Here is a 16599-nt window from a genome sequence, read left to right as displayed (position 1 = left end):
CGGCCAGCGCCAGACCGGCGGTCAGGGCCTGTTCCGGCCCGAGGACAATCTGGAAAGCGCCTATGCGCGCGATGCGCTACGCCAGCTCTATCTCCTTCTGGTGCGCGGCAAGGTCGATGGCTGCTCGCTCGACCGCTTCGAGTCCGCCACCGGCCTGAAGCTGATGGACTCGACCGGCATCAAGGATGAACTCCCGCCGATCACGACCTTCCTCAATCGCCTGCTGGCGCTGACCATCGAGCTTCAGGGCGTGCTCTTTACCGCCTTCGAGCAGCTTCTGACGGCGCGCATCGAGGGCGCGGTCGCGAACGGCACCTATGATGTCGGCCTGGAAACGCTGAGCGCCGAGCGGTTCATCGTCACCGACCGCAAGACCATCTACGCCCATCCCGGCACCGGCGCGGAAACCCGGCTGCTGACCATCACCCAGCGCGAGCGCAACCGTCCGCTGTCGCTGGACGCGGCGCTCGGCCATCTCGATGACCGGCGCGCCCGGCTCCTCATCAACGAGCGCTCCGGCCACGCCGCCGTGCAGGTGCCGACGACGAGCATCATGCTCGACGATGGCGAGATCGAGCGTCGGGTGCGGCTGCTGCGGCCGATGGAGGCGCATAACATTCCGCTGAAGGCCATGGGCGAAACGCATTGGATCGAAGCCGATCACGCCGCATTCGCGACGGCCTGGGCCGCCGAGATCGCGGAGGTGCCGGAATTTTCCGACAGCACCATCCACGTCGTCACCGGCCTCCTGCTGCCGATCTGGAAACGCCTGCCGAACGAGTCGACGCGCGTGTATCGGCTCCAGACCGATGACGGCGAGCGCATCATCGGCCGCAAGGTCTCCCCAGCATGGGCCGCGAACGCGACCACGACCGGCGCCACGACGCTCACGGCGGACGACGCCTTCATGGCGCTGATGGACGGGCGCACCATTCTCGATCTCGCCGAGGGCCTTCAGCTTCGGCGTGTCCGCGTCATGGGCGCCAACCGCATCGAATTCTCCGGCTTCACCGACACGATGCGCGAGCGGCTCTCGGCCTACGGCCTCTTCCACGAGATCATTTCGTGGAAGCTGCGCATGTTCGTGCCGACCGACAACAAGGGCGCGGCCGTCGTCGGCAGGCTGCTCGAACGCTGGCCCGTCCAGCGCATCGGCGAAAAGGAGGCCGCGTAATGGCCCGCCTCGACGCCGGCGAACTCGCGATCCGTCTCGGCCGTCAGGCCGAGGCGGTATGCCGCCACTATCTGTCCTCGGGGCACCGCGAAGGCCGCTACTGGCTGGTCGGCGATGTCCGCAACACACCCGGCCGCTCGATGTTCGTGCGCCTCAAGGGCTCCGAAACCGGCAAGGGCGCGGCGGGCAAATGGACCGATGCGGCGACGGCCGAGCATGGCGATCTTCTCGACGTCATCCGCGAAAGCTGCGGTCTCATCGACTTCAAGGACGTGGCCGAGGAAGCGCGGACCTTCCTCAGTCTGCCCCATCCCGACCCGGAACCGGGGAGATTGAAGGGGAGCGTCGCACCCGCACCGGCAGGGTCGGCAGAAGCGGCGGAGCGGCTTTTCGCCATGTCGCGGTCCATCGCGCGAACGCGCGTGGAGACCTATCTGCGGGACCGCGCCATCACGGCCCTGCATGAAACCGGCGCGCTGCGCTTCCATCCGCGCTGCTACTATCGGCCCGACGAGCACGCACCGACCGAGACTTGGCCCGCGATGATCGCCGCCGTCACCGACCTCTCCGGCAAACTGACCGGCGCGCATCGCACCTGGCTCGACCCTGTTGGCTTCAGCGAAGCGCGTCTCGGCCGCGCGCCCATCGAGACACCCCGGCGTGCGATGGGTGATCTTCTCGGGTCGGCCGTCCGCTTCGGCATGGGCTCGGAGGTGATGGCGGCCGGCGAAGGCATCGAAACGGTGCTGTCCGTCCGATCCGTCCTGCCCACCCTGCCGTCCATGGCGGCGCTCTCGGCCGCCCACCTCTGCGCCATCCTGTTCCCGGCGACGCTGCGGCGGCTCTATATCGCTCGCGACAACGATCCGGCGGGCGACGGCGCAATGACGACCCTGATCGAGCGCACCAGCGCGGTCGGGATCGAGACGGTGGTGCTCACACCGCGCCTCGGGGACTTCAACGAGGATCTCCGGCTGCTCGGCCGCGACACATTGGCGGCACGGCTGCGGGACCAGATCATCCCCCAGGACGTCGCCCGCTTCATGTCCCTGGCGGTCTGACCGGCAAGGGAGGGTGATGGAGCCTCGCGGCGTCGTGTCGGTCACGATGCTGGCGGAGCTTTCGTCTCAAGGAGCCGCACCCACGGCCTTCTGAGAGGGCGATCGGGCAGCAGCCGGGCCGGACAGGCAATAGCTGCGCCCGACGATTTTCCGCCGCGCCCCCGAGGGGCGCTTTGCATCGCGAGGCAAAATCGACGGCCTTCGCCATCCTCCTCTGCGTTCCGGCCTTCCGCTTCGCGTCAGGTGCAGGTCCGTCCCGCCCGCCGCCTTCGTCGCCATGAAGGCCGCGATGGGCGCGGTCACGAGACGAAGGAAGTCCGCCATGACCGAAGAACACGACACCGCTTACGAACCCCACCACGCCTCCTCCCCGACCGATCACGTCCTCCAGGAACTAACGCTCTACGGCTACCGCCCCTTCGAGGACGAACCGGACCCGCGGCCGCTCCCCGACGGCCATGTTGTCGCCGGCAGCATCGCCGACATCTTCGACGCCCTCGTGGTGACGCTCGCGGACACCCGCCTCGAACCCGACCTCGAAGAATTGCTCTGGGGCACGGTCAACCTCTTCCACCGCGCCACCGACCGGATCGAACGCGAGCTGGACGATAACGAAGTCGCCCAGCGCCGCCTCCAGCGGGAACAGGATGGCTCCGAGGTGAAGTCGGTCGAACTCGAACGCCTGACGGCCGAGGGACAGACCCTTCTCGAACGGCGCGACGCCTTTGAATTAATGCGCGACCAAGCCGCCGAACACTTCGAGCGCAACACCCATTCGATCTGGCGGCCCCGCACCGGCTCGATGGTCAACCATCGCAACCTGACCGCCGCGATGATCGACAGCCGCGATTTCCTCGCCGCCAAGCGCCGCGCCGCAAATGAGGTGCTGCTGCCCGCCGGCCCCAAGATCGCCTTCACCGGCGGTCTCGACTTCAACGATCACCGCCTGATCTGGGCCAAGCTCGATCAGGTTCACGCCAAGCATCCGGGCATGGTGCTGCTGCACGGCGGAAGCCCGAAGGGCGCCGAACTCATCGCCGCGAAATGGGCCGACAATCGCAAGGTCACGCAGGTCGCCTTCAAGCCCGACTGGACCAAGCACGCCAAGGCAGCTCCCTTCAAACGCAACGACGCGATACTCGACACCATGCCGATCGGCGTAATTCATTTCCCCGGCACCGGGATTCAGGACAACCTCGCCGACAAGGCCCGCAAGCTCGGCATCCCGGTCATGAAGTTCGACGGCGGCGCGTAAGCGCCGCCGTCCACCCCGGCCTTATTGACCGCCAGGATTGTCGGTGATGGTCGGCGTCCGGTCATCACTGGTTCGACCGGAAATGAAGGTAATCGTCGGAACCTCGACGTCACGTTGCCTGACGCGGATCGCCGGGCCATCCGGCAAGCGGCGACCGACATCGCTAGCAACGACGAGGCCGGTGGGCTCCAGAAGGCGGCGGATGACCGCATCCACATCGTCCCTGCCTTTCACGCCAGGGGCATCCCAGCGATACCTCTCTCTCAGGGATTGCTGCACGAAATCCGGCGGAGGAACGGCTTCGCCCTTCCAGTCTCCCGGCGGGCACAGGATCGCCTCGATCCCGAAGAAATGCTTGCGCAGATGGCTGAGCCGTTTGTGGTGCTTGATCTTCCTCGGCGTTGCCGACGCGGAGGCCAGTTTCACCTCAAGCTCATCGGCGATGTCGCTGGCAAAGGCCAGATTGATCCCCTTGATGGTCGGCGTTGTCCTGACGAATGCGGGATCGCGCGTTACGCTATGATGATTGTAAAACATATAGAGCGGTATCCACGGATCAGGCGCGTCGCGCAGAACCCGGAACTGGTAGTCCGTCGCCGTCGGCGGATAGTGAAGCAGCTCATTGTAAGCGCGATGTTTGATCTTGACCGCTTTCGAGCCCTTGTCCGCGGCGTTCAGGCGCTTGGCCTGAATCCTGACGCAGAGGTTGCGGCGGCTCTCCGCGTGCCAGAAGCGCAGATCAAGATCGCCGCCAGTATCGACTTCGATCGGATATTGAATCACGAGATTGGGGCCGGCAAACGCAGCCAGCGCGCCCGTGAAAATATCGGTCATCGTCTCCTCCCGGAAACGCCCGCGCTCAAGATGGCTTTCGCGATCGAGAAGCTGGCCGATCAAGAGCGGCAGCTTGGTCGCCAGTTCACACATTGTCGTCGGCATGAATCCCCCTTTGCGAACACAGATAGAATTGCGCCGGGGGTGACGCCAGTTCGGGAGCGCCGCCCGTTCACCGTTACTTTCCCCAACGCACAGTCCTGGCGCCCCTATAAAGCAAATCCGCTTCCCCAAGCTGACTTGACGAGCGGATCAAAGCTCACTCTTATCTTTTGCGAAGAACCGGCGAAGCAACATAGTCGCAGGTAGAGCGTATCCAGAAGCAGCCTGTCGTGATCCTCATCCGTTCACCCGGAGGTTTCCATGACGCTGATCCTTCTCGCCGCCTCACTGACCATCACCCTTGCCGTGATCGCCTGGCACCTCGCGATCTATGCGCTGCCCGTGATGACCGCCATCACGGCGTTCCAATATGTCCATGGGGCCGGCGCCGGCTTCCTCATGTCCGCCGTCGCTGCCCTCGGCGCGGCGCTCGCCTCGGTCCTGTTGGTCCTCGCGGTCCTCGGCTTCGCGAAGAACCCGGCCCTGCGCCTCGGCGCGCTCGCGCTGTTCGCCGCGCCTTCGGCCATCGCCGGCTACGCGCTGGTGCATGGCGCGACGAAGACCATGATCGACTCAGGCTTCGCGCTGAACCTGCTCTGCGGCGCGAGCGGACTGGTCGTCGGCATCGCCGCCCTCATCAATCTGAACGGCGTCGCAAGCTCCAGCCCCGCCCGTTGAGGTGGCGGCGCTCCAGCGCTCCCATGCCGATCCCGGCAGCATTCCCCGCCGGTTTCACCTTCCGGTCAGAGGCCGGCGTCAAAGCCGTGGCGCGGCGATCGTGTCGTTCCTGGCGCGCTTCACTCGGCATCGAGAAGACCGACATCGGCGGATATCCGGGCGCGGAGAAGGTCGGCGCAATGCCGGCCGGTCCCTTGGCTGCGTGACGGCCGTGGCCGCGAGCCCGTCATCCTCCACGCGCATGGTCAGGACCCACGCCATCGCCTGTCGCGGGATTCGAGCCTGTCCCGTCGGTGTCCTGATAATCCGGCAGGCGCTTCGCGCAGACGATTGGCTTTTCCCGTCGCAGCGATGCGGGTGATCGGGTTGAAACGGGCTGATACGATGCGCAGGGCGTCGATGCGGGCTGGGGCCTGATCCGGGCATCGCACCGGCAAGGACGATGGTTCTGAAAAGGCGTCTCCATCGGGCTTTCGGACGCACCAATCCCCCCGACTGACTGATCCCCTAAGTCCGTTCTGTTTCCTCCGGCAACCCCCGCGGTTTCCGGCCGTGTTGCCGCGCAAGCGCGGCTGCCCGCACCACCCGGACCTTGCGGGTCAAGCCGCCGCCAAGGGCGGCGATGCAGGAGTCTCCAGACGTCCTTTTTCGGGTCTCGTCGGAGGGAATGATCCCTCCGGGAAGCAACGGAGACTGAAAATGCAGAACATCGTCATCCTCGCCGGCAACATCGGCCAGACCCCGGAAACCCGCAACACCCAGAGCGGCACGAGCATAACCCACTTCACCCTCGCGACCTCGCGCCCCCGCTACTCGGAAGGCAAGGTCGTCCGCGACAGCGAAGGCCGCCGGGTGCAGGACACCGAATGGCACCGGATCACCGTCTTCAACGGTCTCGGCAAGACGGTCCAGGCGCATTGCGACAAGGGGATGAAGGTTCTGGTTCGCGGCCGCATCCACTACACCAAATGGACCGATCAGCGGGGCAACGACCGCTACGGCTGCGAGATCATCGCCGAGACGGTCGACTTCCTCAGCCGGGCAAAGCAGGCCGAGGACAACGACGACCAGCGCGACATGGATGACGACATCCCGTTCTGATCGGAAGGAAAGAACCCGGCGGCGAAAGCCGCCGGGATTTTTCATGTTCGCGCGAGAGTGCCGCCAAGACGGGGCGAGATCGCCGCCAGATTTGCCGCTAGACCGCGCCCTCCCCGGTCGACGCGGAAGGATCGGGAGGCCGGCGCACACGGCATCGTCATATTCGGTGGCGGGCGTCCCAAGCGCCCCGAGGATCACGACGGACGATGCGGCCATCAAGGAGCCAGTGTCGCGAAACCAGCGATGACGACGGTGACGCTCATCCGGCCTCTTTTCCGAAGTGGCGCGAACCACCCCGCTCTTTGGGCTCAACCTTGGTTCCGGTCCCGGCCTTCCAGGGTCAACCCTCATGGGGTCCGCTACGCAAGCGTGCGGTCGCTTCAGCTTCGCCTACGCGATGACCCCGGCCCAGACCTGAACACTTCGGCCGCCGTCGAGCGGGGATGGTCCCCGCCAAAACGGAAGCCGGATCATGAGCCTCACCGCCGCCAACGCCTACGCCGTCAGCCTGGCCGCCACCCTGATGGTCGTCATCGTCGTCTTCCGCGCCGGCGACGGCACCATGAGCGTGACCCCCGCCACCGAATATGACGGCGATGAAGATAGCATCGTCTCCGAAGTAGACCCCTTTGCGTAGGCCGGCGAGGCATTCGTGCCTCTGACCGCAAGGCTGTCGCGACCATGCCGATCCGACGGCTCGGATCGGCAGCGCGGCCCTGCCGAAAGCATGGCCGCGCTCGCCGGGCCACGCCCGGCTCGCAAAAGCACACAAGCTCTATTAAGAAGAAAATAACCTAAATATTGATCGATTTAGGCGATCCAGTTATCTTGACAGCGCGGCTACAGTTATTTCAACCAATGCTTGAAGCTCTCTATCCGGGCGTTGCTTTGCATGTGTCCGGTATAGGGAGGCAACGCCATGCTGAGCATCGATTGGCGTTCTCCGGCGGCTTATAAATTTGCCAAGAGCATACCCGCTGCCGGTTTCGCTTGGGAATATCTCCGCCGCGACGACGACTATCGTCGTGAGTTTCAGGCTATCACCGCATCGAGCAAGCCGGCCCCAGAACGGCTGGAAGCCTTTGTGCAACGCTGGGGGTTGCGATTTTCCGACCGATCCTGAAACCCCATCTGATCGGCAGGCCCTATTCTGGAGCCCAAGCCTTCAACCGCAGGCCATCTGGCTTTCCCCGGTGCAGCATCGCAACGGAGAGACCGAGCCAATAGTTACGCTGGCGCATCTTGACGGTCTCGACCTGCGCCAGGCTACCGATGGCTGGCATGGCATCTGGCAGGTCGATGGTGTCGCGCATCAGTTCTGGTTGCCGCACGCCGTTCCCGATGCGGCGGCATTCTATGGCACAGTCCTGCCGATCGACGCCTTCTACGATCTTCGTTCTCATGCTGCCCGCCGACTGGTCCGCGCGCTCAAGGGCCATCAACCGGGGCGTGACTTCCGTGCGCTGCCCGCCCAACTTCGGCAATGGCATATCTTGTCGTTGCGCGCGCTGGACGCTCGCCTTCGCGGCGAGAGTTACCGCGCCATTTCGGAAGTCCTGCTTGGGTTCAGCGGCACGAAAGAGGATTTCGAGGTCGATCCGCGCAAGAACAAGGCCCGCCGTCTGGTGGCGCATGGCATCAAGATGATGCGCGGCGGCTACAGGTTGCTGCTGCACTACCCGCTCAAGGCATCCGGCAAATAAGGCTATATCGGTTTGTCGCCGCGCACCGCCGCGACCGCCTGTTCCAGAATGCGCCGATAGCCCGAGCCTGAGAGCCATTGCGCGCGAGCTAGATGGCTTTCCCAGCAACGGCGGCTGCGCGATTTCTCGGCGATGGGATCGCGGTGCAAGACAACGCGCGTCACCTCCTGCCAGTCCGCGCCGTCCCGGCTGGCATCGAGAAGACGCAGATAGGTGACGTAGTGCTGCTCGTCATAGGGCGTGACGACGTTTACTGTTGGTGCTTCATCGGCCACGTCAGGATCGAGATCGATTTGCATAACAACTCCCCAATGCCGAGGAGATTTGGTCTGCGGTACGCCCCCGCAAACATCCTCTATGACTCTTGGTGATCGGGGAGTTCGAAACCGTCACGAAACGGCCCCGTGGCCTTTAGTTCGGGTGAACCTGTTGCATACGCCACAGGCTCCCCGACCATAAGGTCAAGGAGTTCGGTGCCGTAACGGCCAGCACCAACCGTTCGTGAGGGGTTTCGACGCCCCGGAGCAGCGCGTCTCTGCTCCGTTACCAGTCATAACCGAACCGCATGGCGATGTCTTCGCCGAATCCACACGGCAGGCAATGAGCCACTGAATTACCAAAACTTCTTCGCTTCGTGATGGTCTTTTCGCGGGGTGCCGCCAGCGCATAAGCGCAAATGCGGCACGCTACCGGCCGCCGATCCCTCGCCATGGTTCGCCATAGCCCGCCGCCACGACGGCAGCGTGCACCAACCCATGATCCAGAGGTGATCCTATGGCCATCCGCCCCAATGCGGACATGCCGCCGCGCCTGCTGCGCACACAGGAAGCCGCGCGCTTCCTCGGCATCTCCATCCGCACCCTTGAGAAGCATCGCACCTACGGAACCGGCCCGACCTATCGCAAGGTCGGTGGCCGCGTCCTCTACACCATTCACGATCTCGAAGCCTGGACCGAGATCGGCACCCGCAAATCCACCCGCGATCCGAACGCGGGCACGGTCTTCCCGGCCCGCCCGCTGACGCCGCAAGAGCGGGGCGAGTGCTGAATGCTGCACGACGACGATCATCGCCCCGCCGCCGCGCAGTCTAGCCACGACGCCAGCGAGCGCAGCCGCCTCGACCCCTTCGTGGTCGCGACCGGCGACGCGAGCCCCCGCGATCAACGCGACCTGATGGAACGGCCGTTCTTCTCGCTCGCCAAGGCCAAGCGCACCGCGCCGATCCTCTACGAATCCAGCGGCGTCCGCGTGGAGGTGTTCGGCATGGCCGACTACGGCATGGCGACCATCTGGGACGCCGACGTGCTCATCTGGGCCGCCTCGCAGATCGTCGCGGCCGAGAACAACGGCCTGCGCACCTCGCGCTTTTTCCGCTTCACGCCGTATCAGCTCCTCATGGCAACCGGCCGCGCCACCGGCGCGCGCGAGTATCGCCTGCTCAAGAACGCACTCATCCGCCTGCAATCGACGTCCATCCGCACGACGATCCGGCAGGGCGAGCATTGGCGCCGGCATCAATTCTCCTGGATCAACGAATGGGAGGAACTGACCACCCGCGACGGCCGCGTCGAGGGCATGGAGTTCGTCCTGCCGGACTGGTTCTATCGCGGCGTCACCGATCGCTCGCTCGTGCTGGCGATCGACCCGGCCTACTTCCGGCTGACCGGCGGCATCGAACGGTGGCTCTATCGCGTCGCCCGAAAACATGCCGGACATCAGCCGCACGGCTGGCTGTTCGAGGTCGCGCACCTTCACCAGAAATCCGGCAGCATGGCGCGGATTTCCGATTTCGCGCTCGATCTGCGCCGCATCGCCGCCAAGCAATCGCTGCTCGGATACCGCCTCGAAATCTACCGCGAAGGCCGCCGCGAGCTGCTGCAAATCCGGCCCGCGGGCACATCCACAGTGCCTGTTGAAAAGGGTGTGGAAACGCTCGTGACTTCGGGCGCAAAGGGTATCGGGACTTCAGGCGCGGCACTATCGGGACTTCGGGCGCACGAACCCCAGTTAAGCCTTTGGCCTGCAAAGCGGAATCCAGGCGCTAACTTAGAGTCTAACCAAGAATCTAACTTTTCTTCTGAGGCGCACACGCGCGCGAAACGTGGTGCCGGTGCCGCAAGGTCCGTCGCCGACGTGCTGCGCGACCTGTTCGCGCATGACACTCCCGGCCGCGACGGAGAGCTGCCATGAGCGGCAAAGCCTCCCACCGCGCCCATGGCCGTCCGCAGCCGGACGGACCCGCACCATTCACCACCATGGTCGAACTGACCTTCGAGAAACGCAAGGTCGAGCGCTGGATCAGGTTCGGGCGCAAGAGCTACGAACAGATCCTCGACCGTCGCCGCAGCATCGTCGGCTTCGCGCCCGACAGCATCTTCGCCTTCGTCCGCTGGGCGGCGGGCGAGCACGGCACAGTCGTTTCACGCATCGACATCGTGCGCGCCATCGGCCGGGGCGAGCCCTTCCAGACCTTGCCCTTCGTGCAGCCGGGCGGCGACATCCTGTTGCGGATCGACGGCTGGCCCAAGGTCCAGCGCGCGCTTGCCGCGATCGACGCGGTGGAAGCGCTCGGCCTCGATCCGGCCGAGGCGTCGCCCGACCATTGGCGGCACGTCCATAACCGGCTTTCCGCCGGTCTGGAGCCGAACGCCTACACGCCCGAGCGCCATGCCGCGTGGATCGGCCGCCGGAGGATTGACCCATGAGCCGCCGCCGCATCGTCGCGGTGTCGGCGCTTGCCGTCATCACCATCGCCGCGACCGCCGTGACCGACATGCCGACACGGTTGGTCTGGAACGTCACCGCCAGCGCGCCGGTCGGGCTCTACGCCATCGCCCCGGCCGATCGGCTGGCCGTGCCCGAACTGGTCGCCGTCATTCCTCCCGAACCGCTCGCCCATTTCATGGTCGCGCGCGGCTATGTCGGCAACGGCGTGCCGCTCCTGAAGCGCGTCGCGGGGCTTCCTGGCCAGCAGGTTTGCCGCACTGGCCGCACCGTCACGGTCGATGGCGTAGCGATCGGCGATGGGCTCGACCGCGACCGGATCGGCCGCGATCTGCCCGTCTGGCAGGGCTGCCACATCATCGCGCCCGGCGAACTCTTCCTCATGAATCCCGGTGTCCGCGACAGCCTGGACGGCCGCTACTTCGGCCCCGTTCCGGCGCGCACCGTCATCGGCCGCGCGCGGCCGCTCTGGACCGACGAGGACGGCGACGGCCGCTTCGTCTGGCGCGCCCGAACATCATCGGCGACGCGCTGACCATCCCCATCACCCCCAGCGAAGGAGACTGACCATGCCCTCTACCCTCTTTGAACCGACCGCCAACGGCTATGCCGGCCGCATCCGTTTGTTCGGCATCGACGAGGCCATCGTGCTCGTCGCCATCGATCCGGGCGACGCCGACAACGCGCCCGCCTGGCGCATTCATCTCGACGACGAGGACGGCCCCGAGATCGGCGCGGCGTGGAAACGTGTCGGCGAACGCGCCGGGGACTACATCGCCCTGGAGATCGACAGCCCGATTTTCCCCGCACTGTTTCGTCCGGCGCTCTTCCAGGCCGACGACGAGGGACGCACCTTCCGGCTCGCATGGAAGCGCCAGCGGGCGCGCGAAGATCGGAGCTGATCGGTGCGCGCTCCCATCATTCCTTTGTTCGCGGGAAGGCCGTCTCATTCCTTCGTCCCGCTCGACCACAAGTCGGCCGGCGCGCACAGCGAAGGTCAAGGGCGGCCATCGGCCGGCGCTCTGCGCGCACCCTTGACCGCAGCGAGCACGCTGGCAGGCTGGCGGTTCGGCGGAGAACGATCGTCACGGCGCTATGCCGTTCTTCTCCTCGCCGTCACGCTCACGCTGCCGGCCGGGCCGACGGTGACGATCGCGCAATCGGCGTCCGTCATGCGCCCGGTCGCCGATCCGCACCGCGCGCACATCACCGAGGCATCGCAGCGCTTCGGCATTCCCGAGCACTGGATTCGCGCCGTGCTGCGCGCCGAAAGCGCGGGCGACGTGCGCGCGATCTCGACAGCCGGCGCGCTCGGCTTGATGCAGGTCATGCCCGACACCTGGGCGGGTTTGCGCGTGCGCTATCGGCTCGGCCGCGATCCTTATGATCCGCACGACAACATCCTCGCAGGCACCGCCTATCTGCGCGAGATGTGGGACCGCTATGGCAATGTCGCGGCCATGCTCGCCGCCTACAATGCCGGTCCCGGCCGCTACGACGATCATCGCGCGACCGGCCGCCCGCTGCCCGCCGAAACCCGCGCGTATGTCGCCGCGCTATTGCCGCTGCTCGGCGGTGCGGCCACACCCGATACGCCGGAGAAGCGCGCCGAGCCGCCGCCCGATTGGCGCGAAGCCCCGCTGTTCATCCTGCGCGCGGGCAGCACGCAAACCGCAGCCGCGCCGTCATCGGGCGGGCAGTCGGATGCGCAATCCAGCGGGCGATCCGGCGACGGTCGCGCTGCCGTTCCGGTGCGCGATCCAGCAGATAGCGAGCCGCAGCGCGGCGTCATGTTCGTGGCCCGTGCGAACGGCGGGGGAATGCGATGAGCATCGCGTTCTTGCGTTCGAGCGGGCCGAATCCGGTGTGCAGTCAGGCAACGGGTCGCCTGGCTGCATTCCCCGTCTTGAGGGCAGGAAGGGAAGAAAGGGCGGAGGGCAAGATAAAGGAAACCGGCACCACGGGGCGGCGGTTTCAGGGCAAGCCCTTGTCTGCACACTGTTTTGGAGCGCCGTTTCCGGCACCTTGCTTCTGGAGCCCGCGTGCCGCGTGTTCGCGCAAAGCCTTGGCTTTGCTGGGTTTCGACCGGCACCATGGCCCGAAATCGGACGGTTCTCTGCGTGTTTGGCCGGAGGCGCGTCCTTGAGCGCCGACGACGAATTTCGCTTTCGGCCGAAGCCCGGCCGCATCCGCGCCGACACGCCCAAACTCGGTAAGGCCAAGAGCTTTCTCACCCAGGCGAAGAAGATCGCGCGTCAGCAGAGCAACAGCCCGTCACGGTCCTCGGCGTCGTCACCATCGCGCTCCCGATCGTCGTCGCCCGCCAAGGGCGGCAAGGCGGCGCGGACGAGCGCGCCGGGCCTCAAGCGCGGACGCGGCGCGGCCTTCGTGCGCGCCCGCACCTTGTCGGGCGGATGGAAGCACAGCACGCCCGGCCAGCGCCGCGTCGTCGTCAAAACCCGCTACGTTCAGGGCGCGGGCAAGAACGGGAAGTCCGCCGCGCATCTCCGCTACATCCAGCGTGACGGCACCTCGCGCGACGGCGAGCGCGGCCAGCTCTATTCGGCGACCGAAGACCGTGCCGACGGAACCGCCTTCGTCGAGCGCGGCGCGGACGATCGCCACCAGTTCCGCTTCATCGTTTCGCCCGAGGACGGCGCGGACCTTTCCCACCTCACGGCCTATACGCGCGACCTCATGAGCCAGGTCGAAACCGATCTCGGCACCCGGCTCGATTGGGTCGCGGTCAATCACCACAACACCGGCCATCCGCATGTCCATGTCATCGTGCGCGGCAAGGACGAGCTGGGCGAAAACCTCGTCATCAACGGCGACTATCTCGCCAACGGCATCCGCGAACGGGCGAGCGATCTCGCCACGCTCGAACTCGGCCCCGTCACGGAGATCGAGCAGAGCCGCAAACTCTCGGCCGAAGTCGACGATGACCGCTTCACCCGCATCGACCGCGCCATGACCGAGGAAGCCGATGACCGCTTCCTCGACCTGCGCCACGAGCCCGCCGATCCGAAGCGCCAGTTCAACCGGACGCTGCGCCTGCGCCGTCTCGCCAAGCTGGAGAAGATGGGCTTCGCCACCGAGCACGCGCCGGGCGTCTGGGAACTGGGTGAGCGGATGGAACCGGCGCTGCGCGAGCTGGGCGAGCGCGGCGACATCATCCGCAACATGCACAAGGCGCTGAAGGCCGACGGGCTGGAGCGCGACCCCATGACCTTCCAAATTCACGACGCCGCGCCGGAAGTCCCGATCGTCGGCCGCGTCGTCGACAAATATCTGACCGACGAGCTGGGCGAGAACCTGACCGTGGTGGTCGACGGCATCGACGGCCGCACGCACCATGTCGCCGGCATCGACCCGGCCCGCGTCGCCGATGCCCGGATCGGCAGCGTCGTCGAGATTGGCCCGCCGGATACCGCGAGCCGTCCGTCCGACCGCACCATCGCGACGATCGCCGAAGGCGGCATCTATCGGCCAAGCCGGCATCTCGAACAGGCGAAGTTCGAGGGCCGCGCGCCCGGCGGCGACTATGGTGGCTATATCGATGCGCATGTGCGCCGGCTGGAGGCGCTGCGCCGCGCGGGGATCGCCGAGCGGATCGACGACGACCAGTGGCGCATCCCGCAAGACTACGAGGCGCGCGCCGCCGCCTATGACGCGGGCCGCAACCGGCAGGCCAATATCCGCATCCTCGCCACCGCCCGGCTTGAACAGCAGATCGGCGCGGACGGTATGACCTGGCTCGACCGGCGACTGGTCTCGGCCGAGACATCAGATCTCGCGCCCGCCGGCTTCGGCCGCGAGGTGCGCGAGGCGATGGATCGCCGCCGCGAGCATCATATCGACCGGGGCGACGCGGCCCGTCAGCCGGGCGGCGGCATCGCCTATCGGCGAAATCTTCTCGCCACGCTGCGCGAGCGCGAGGTTGCCCGTGTCGGTGGCGAGCTGGCCGCGACGAAGGGCCTGCCGTTCCGCGCCGCCACCGATGGCGAGACCGTCTCCGGTAAGTTCGCCGGGACCGTCCAGCTATCGAGCGGAAAGTTCGCCGTGGTCGAGCAGAGCCACGAGTTCACCCTTGTCCCGTGGCGGCCGGTCATCGACCGCCAGCTCGGCCGCGAGGTCAGCGGCGTCGTTCAGGGCGGATCGGTGTCGTGGCAGTTGGGGCGGTCTCGCGGCCTCACGCTCTGAAGCACGCGCCGAACCGAGGTAGCTCCGTCCCTCTACAAACCTCCGCTTGGTTATCCCCGACCTAATTGGTCTGTATGGAATAGGCAAAGTGGAGGGGAGCAGCAGGCCATATCTGTGGCAATGACAGGATTGCTGACTCAACGACGGTATCGACCGTCAGATTCTGGATGGTGTTTTAGTGGATCTGAGTAAATGGAAAGGCGCTCCCAAACCGGAGCGGAGAATATTGGAAGGGTCTTACACACGACTGGAGCCGCTGAACGCGGAACAGCATGTGCAGACGTTATTCGAGGCTGCGGCCGCCCCGGGCGCGGATGATCGGTTCAGGTATCTGTTTGACCATGCGCCGGCCGATCTGGGCGAACTGCGAGCCTGGGCCGAGAAGGCCGAAGCCAGCGCCGACCCATTGTTCTTTGCCGTCATCGACAAGGCGACCGGCAGGGCCGAAGGACGGCAGGCGTTGATGCGCGTGGATACGGTCCATGGCGTGATCGAAATCGGTAACATCATGTGGGGACCAGCGATCACGCGAACGCGGATCGCGACAGAGGCGCTGTTCCTCTTCGCCGACTATGCGTTCCGCCTCGGATACCGCCGCTTCGAGTGGAAGTGCGACAACGCCAATCTTCCTTCCAAGCGAGCAGCGGAGCGTTTCGGGTTCAGTTTCGAGGGCATTTTCCGGCAGCATATGGTCGTCAAGGGCCGTAACCGCGATACTGCGTGGTTCTCGATCATCGACAGCGATTGGCCGCGCCTACGCGCCGGCTATGAACGCTGGTTGAAGGCCGACAACTTCGACAGTTCAGGACAGCAACTGAGTAAGCTGGCGTTCGATCAGTGAGCGTCACCAGTGCGGCCTCCGGGCAGACATCAGAGCCCTTCGCGGCCAGAGCAGCTTTGCTTCTGGTCGCGTTCCTTTGGGGCGTGAACTACATCGCGACCAATTTCGGTCTGCGCGCCTTCTCGCCGTGGACCTTCCGCACCTTGTCCTTCCTAGCCGGCGCGGGGTTGCTGGCCATACTCGCGCCCATGATCGGCGCGAGCCTTCGCGTGCGTAAAGTCAGCGACCGTTTCCATCTGATCGTGTCGGGGCTGTTCGCCTGTGGCGGTTTCGGAGCGCTATCCGCAATAGCCATTCTTTACACCTCGACCGGGCGTGCCGCGATTTGTGCCTACACCATGCCAATATGGGTGGCGCTCGCGGCCCGTGTGATCCTCAAGGAGACCCTGACAACCGCCCGGATCGCCGCCCTTGTGCTGTGCGCGGCCGGCCTGCTTGTGCTGCTCTGGCCGCTGATCCAGGCCGGTGTTTCGCTGGGTGCGCTCGCTGCGATTGGTTCGGCGATCTGTTGGGCAATCGGCATTGTCTATCTCAAATGGGCGCGCGTTCCTGCGCACCCGCTTGCCGTCGCCATCTATCAGCTTCTTGCCGGTGCGCTGGTCTCCATCATCGGGATGCTGTTCACCGGCGTCGGGGTTGATGCACCTGTCGGCGTGCTCCCCTGGCTCGGGTTGCTCTATGGTGTCGTTGCCGGAACCGCCGTCGCCTATCCGCTCTGGTTTAAAGTGCTCGACCGCCTTCCTGCGGGAACCGCAGGACTTGGCACCCTTTTGGTCCCGGTCTTCGGCGTCATCGCATCGGCGATAGTCCTCGGCGAGCGGCCAACACCCGCCGATCTCTTCGGCTTCGCGTTGATCCTGATCGCCGCTGCGATTGCGTTGAGAGCGCCAGCCCAGCCCATGCAGACATAGGGAGGGAATACC

At 65.6% G+C, this 16599-nt stretch carries 19 protein-coding genes; 17 read left to right on the top strand and 2 right to left on the bottom strand.

Annotated elements, in window-relative coordinates:
- The 3 genes from ACKUUH_RS03275 to ACKUUH_RS03265 form a co-directional block, all read left to right on the top strand.
- On the top strand, window positions 1-1174 hold a 1174-nt coding region (locus tag ACKUUH_RS03275), incomplete at its 5' end, for a strawberry notch C-terminal domain-containing protein (protein ID WP_407948422.1).
- The gene (locus ACKUUH_RS03270; RefSeq protein WP_407948421.1) at window positions 1174-2235 is read left to right on the top strand and encodes a toprim domain-containing protein; all 1062 of its coding nucleotides are present in this window, start codon (window positions 1174-1176) and stop codon (window positions 2233-2235) included. The genes ACKUUH_RS03275 and ACKUUH_RS03270, both read left to right, overlap by 1 nt.
- Before the next feature lie 322 nt (window positions 2236-2557).
- The gene (locus ACKUUH_RS03265; RefSeq protein ID WP_407948420.1) at window positions 2558-3490 is read left to right on the top strand and encodes a DUF2493 domain-containing protein; all 933 of its coding nucleotides are present in this window, start codon (window positions 2558-2560) and stop codon (window positions 3488-3490) included.
- Window positions 3491-3511: 21 nt separating this feature from the next.
- Here ACKUUH_RS03265 and ACKUUH_RS03260 read toward each other — a convergent pair whose 3' ends face one another.
- Window positions 3512-4429 carry a DUF6615 family protein gene (locus tag ACKUUH_RS03260; protein WP_407948419.1) on the bottom strand — a complete coding sequence of 306 codons (918 nt, stop codon included), beginning with the start codon at window positions 4427-4429 and terminating at the stop codon, window positions 3512-3514.
- Between the two features lie 258 nt (window positions 4430-4687).
- Between ACKUUH_RS03260 and ACKUUH_RS03255 the strand changes: the two genes are divergently transcribed.
- The 5 genes from ACKUUH_RS03255 (at window position 4688) to ACKUUH_RS03235 (ending at window position 7908) form a co-directional block, all read left to right on the top strand.
- Entirely contained in the window at window positions 4688-5104 is a 417-nt protein-coding gene (locus ACKUUH_RS03255) for a hypothetical protein (protein ID WP_407948418.1), read from the top strand.
- 699 nt (window positions 5105-5803) lie between these two features.
- Window positions 5804-6205 carry a single-stranded DNA-binding protein gene (locus ACKUUH_RS03250; protein ID WP_407948417.1) on the top strand — a complete coding sequence of 134 codons (402 nt, stop codon included), beginning with the start codon at window positions 5804-5806 and terminating at the stop codon, window positions 6203-6205.
- A 472-nt stretch (window positions 6206-6677) separates the two neighbouring features.
- Window positions 6678-6842, top strand: a complete 165-nt coding sequence (locus ACKUUH_RS03245; RefSeq protein WP_407948416.1) for a hypothetical protein — start codon at window positions 6678-6680, stop codon at window positions 6840-6842.
- 282 nt (window positions 6843-7124) lie between these two features.
- Window positions 7125-7328, top strand: a complete 204-nt coding sequence (locus ACKUUH_RS03240) for a transcriptional regulator domain-containing protein (RefSeq protein WP_407948415.1) — start codon at window positions 7125-7127, stop codon at window positions 7326-7328.
- A 70-nt stretch (window positions 7329-7398) separates the two neighbouring features.
- Entirely contained in the window at window positions 7399-7908 is a 510-nt protein-coding gene (locus ACKUUH_RS03235) for a DUF2285 domain-containing protein (RefSeq protein ID WP_407948414.1), read from the top strand.
- A 2-nt stretch (window positions 7909-7910) separates the two neighbouring features.
- Here ACKUUH_RS03235 and ACKUUH_RS03230 read toward each other — a convergent pair whose 3' ends face one another.
- A complete protein-coding gene (locus tag ACKUUH_RS03230) occupies window positions 7911-8207 on the bottom strand; it encodes a DNA -binding domain-containing protein (protein WP_407948413.1) in 297 nt (98 codons plus the stop codon).
- A gap of 475 nt (window positions 8208-8682) precedes the next feature.
- Between ACKUUH_RS03230 and ACKUUH_RS03225 the strand changes: the two genes are divergently transcribed.
- The 9 genes from ACKUUH_RS03225 to ACKUUH_RS03185 all read left to right on the top strand — a co-directional run bounded on the left by ACKUUH_RS03225 (window position 8683) and on the right by ACKUUH_RS03185 (window position 16587).
- Window positions 8683-8955 (top strand): AlpA family transcriptional regulator, encoded by a 273-nt coding sequence (locus ACKUUH_RS03225; protein WP_020011518.1) that lies wholly within the window; start codon window positions 8683-8685, stop codon window positions 8953-8955.
- Entirely contained in the window at window positions 8956-10098 is a 1143-nt protein-coding gene (locus ACKUUH_RS03220; RefSeq protein WP_407948412.1) for a replication initiator protein A, read from the top strand.
- Window positions 10095-10613 carry a DUF2840 domain-containing protein gene (locus ACKUUH_RS03215; RefSeq protein ID WP_407948411.1) on the top strand — a complete coding sequence of 173 codons (519 nt, stop codon included), beginning with the start codon at window positions 10095-10097 and terminating at the stop codon, window positions 10611-10613. The genes ACKUUH_RS03220 and ACKUUH_RS03215 overlap by 4 nt, the downstream gene beginning before the upstream one ends.
- Window positions 10610-11167 carry a S26 family signal peptidase gene (locus tag ACKUUH_RS03210; protein WP_407948410.1) on the top strand — a complete coding sequence of 186 codons (558 nt, stop codon included), beginning with the start codon at window positions 10610-10612 and terminating at the stop codon, window positions 11165-11167. Before ACKUUH_RS03215 ends, ACKUUH_RS03210 begins: the two co-directional genes overlap by 4 nt.
- A gap of 34 nt (window positions 11168-11201) precedes the next feature.
- Window positions 11202-11534, top strand: coding sequence for a DUF736 domain-containing protein (locus ACKUUH_RS03205; protein WP_407948409.1), 333 nt, complete (start codon window positions 11202-11204; stop codon window positions 11532-11534).
- Window positions 11535-11558: 24 nt separating this feature from the next.
- Window positions 11559-12461, top strand: a complete 903-nt coding sequence (locus ACKUUH_RS03200) for a lytic transglycosylase domain-containing protein (RefSeq protein WP_407948424.1) — start codon at window positions 11559-11561, stop codon at window positions 12459-12461.
- A gap of 868 nt (window positions 12462-13329) precedes the next feature.
- The gene (locus ACKUUH_RS03195) at window positions 13330-14835 is read left to right on the top strand and encodes a DUF3363 domain-containing protein (RefSeq protein ID WP_407948423.1); all 1506 of its coding nucleotides are present in this window, start codon (window positions 13330-13332) and stop codon (window positions 14833-14835) included.
- Window positions 14836-15013: 178 nt separating this feature from the next.
- On the top strand, window positions 15014-15676 hold the full coding sequence (locus ACKUUH_RS03190; protein WP_407948408.1) for a GNAT family N-acetyltransferase: 663 nt from the start codon (window positions 15014-15016) through the stop codon (window positions 15674-15676).
- Window positions 15673-16587 (top strand): DMT family transporter, encoded by a 915-nt coding sequence (locus ACKUUH_RS03185; protein ID WP_407948406.1) that lies wholly within the window; start codon window positions 15673-15675, stop codon window positions 16585-16587. Before ACKUUH_RS03190 ends, ACKUUH_RS03185 begins: the two co-directional genes overlap by 4 nt.
- Window positions 16588-16599 lie beyond the last annotated feature (12 nt).

The organism is Parvibaculum sp. (assembly GCF_045863935.1).
Taxonomy (GTDB): domain Bacteria; phylum Pseudomonadota; class Alphaproteobacteria; order Parvibaculales; family Parvibaculaceae; genus Parvibaculum.
Note: the sequence above shows the minus strand (reverse complement) of the source record. Positions and strands in the feature narration are given on the sequence as shown.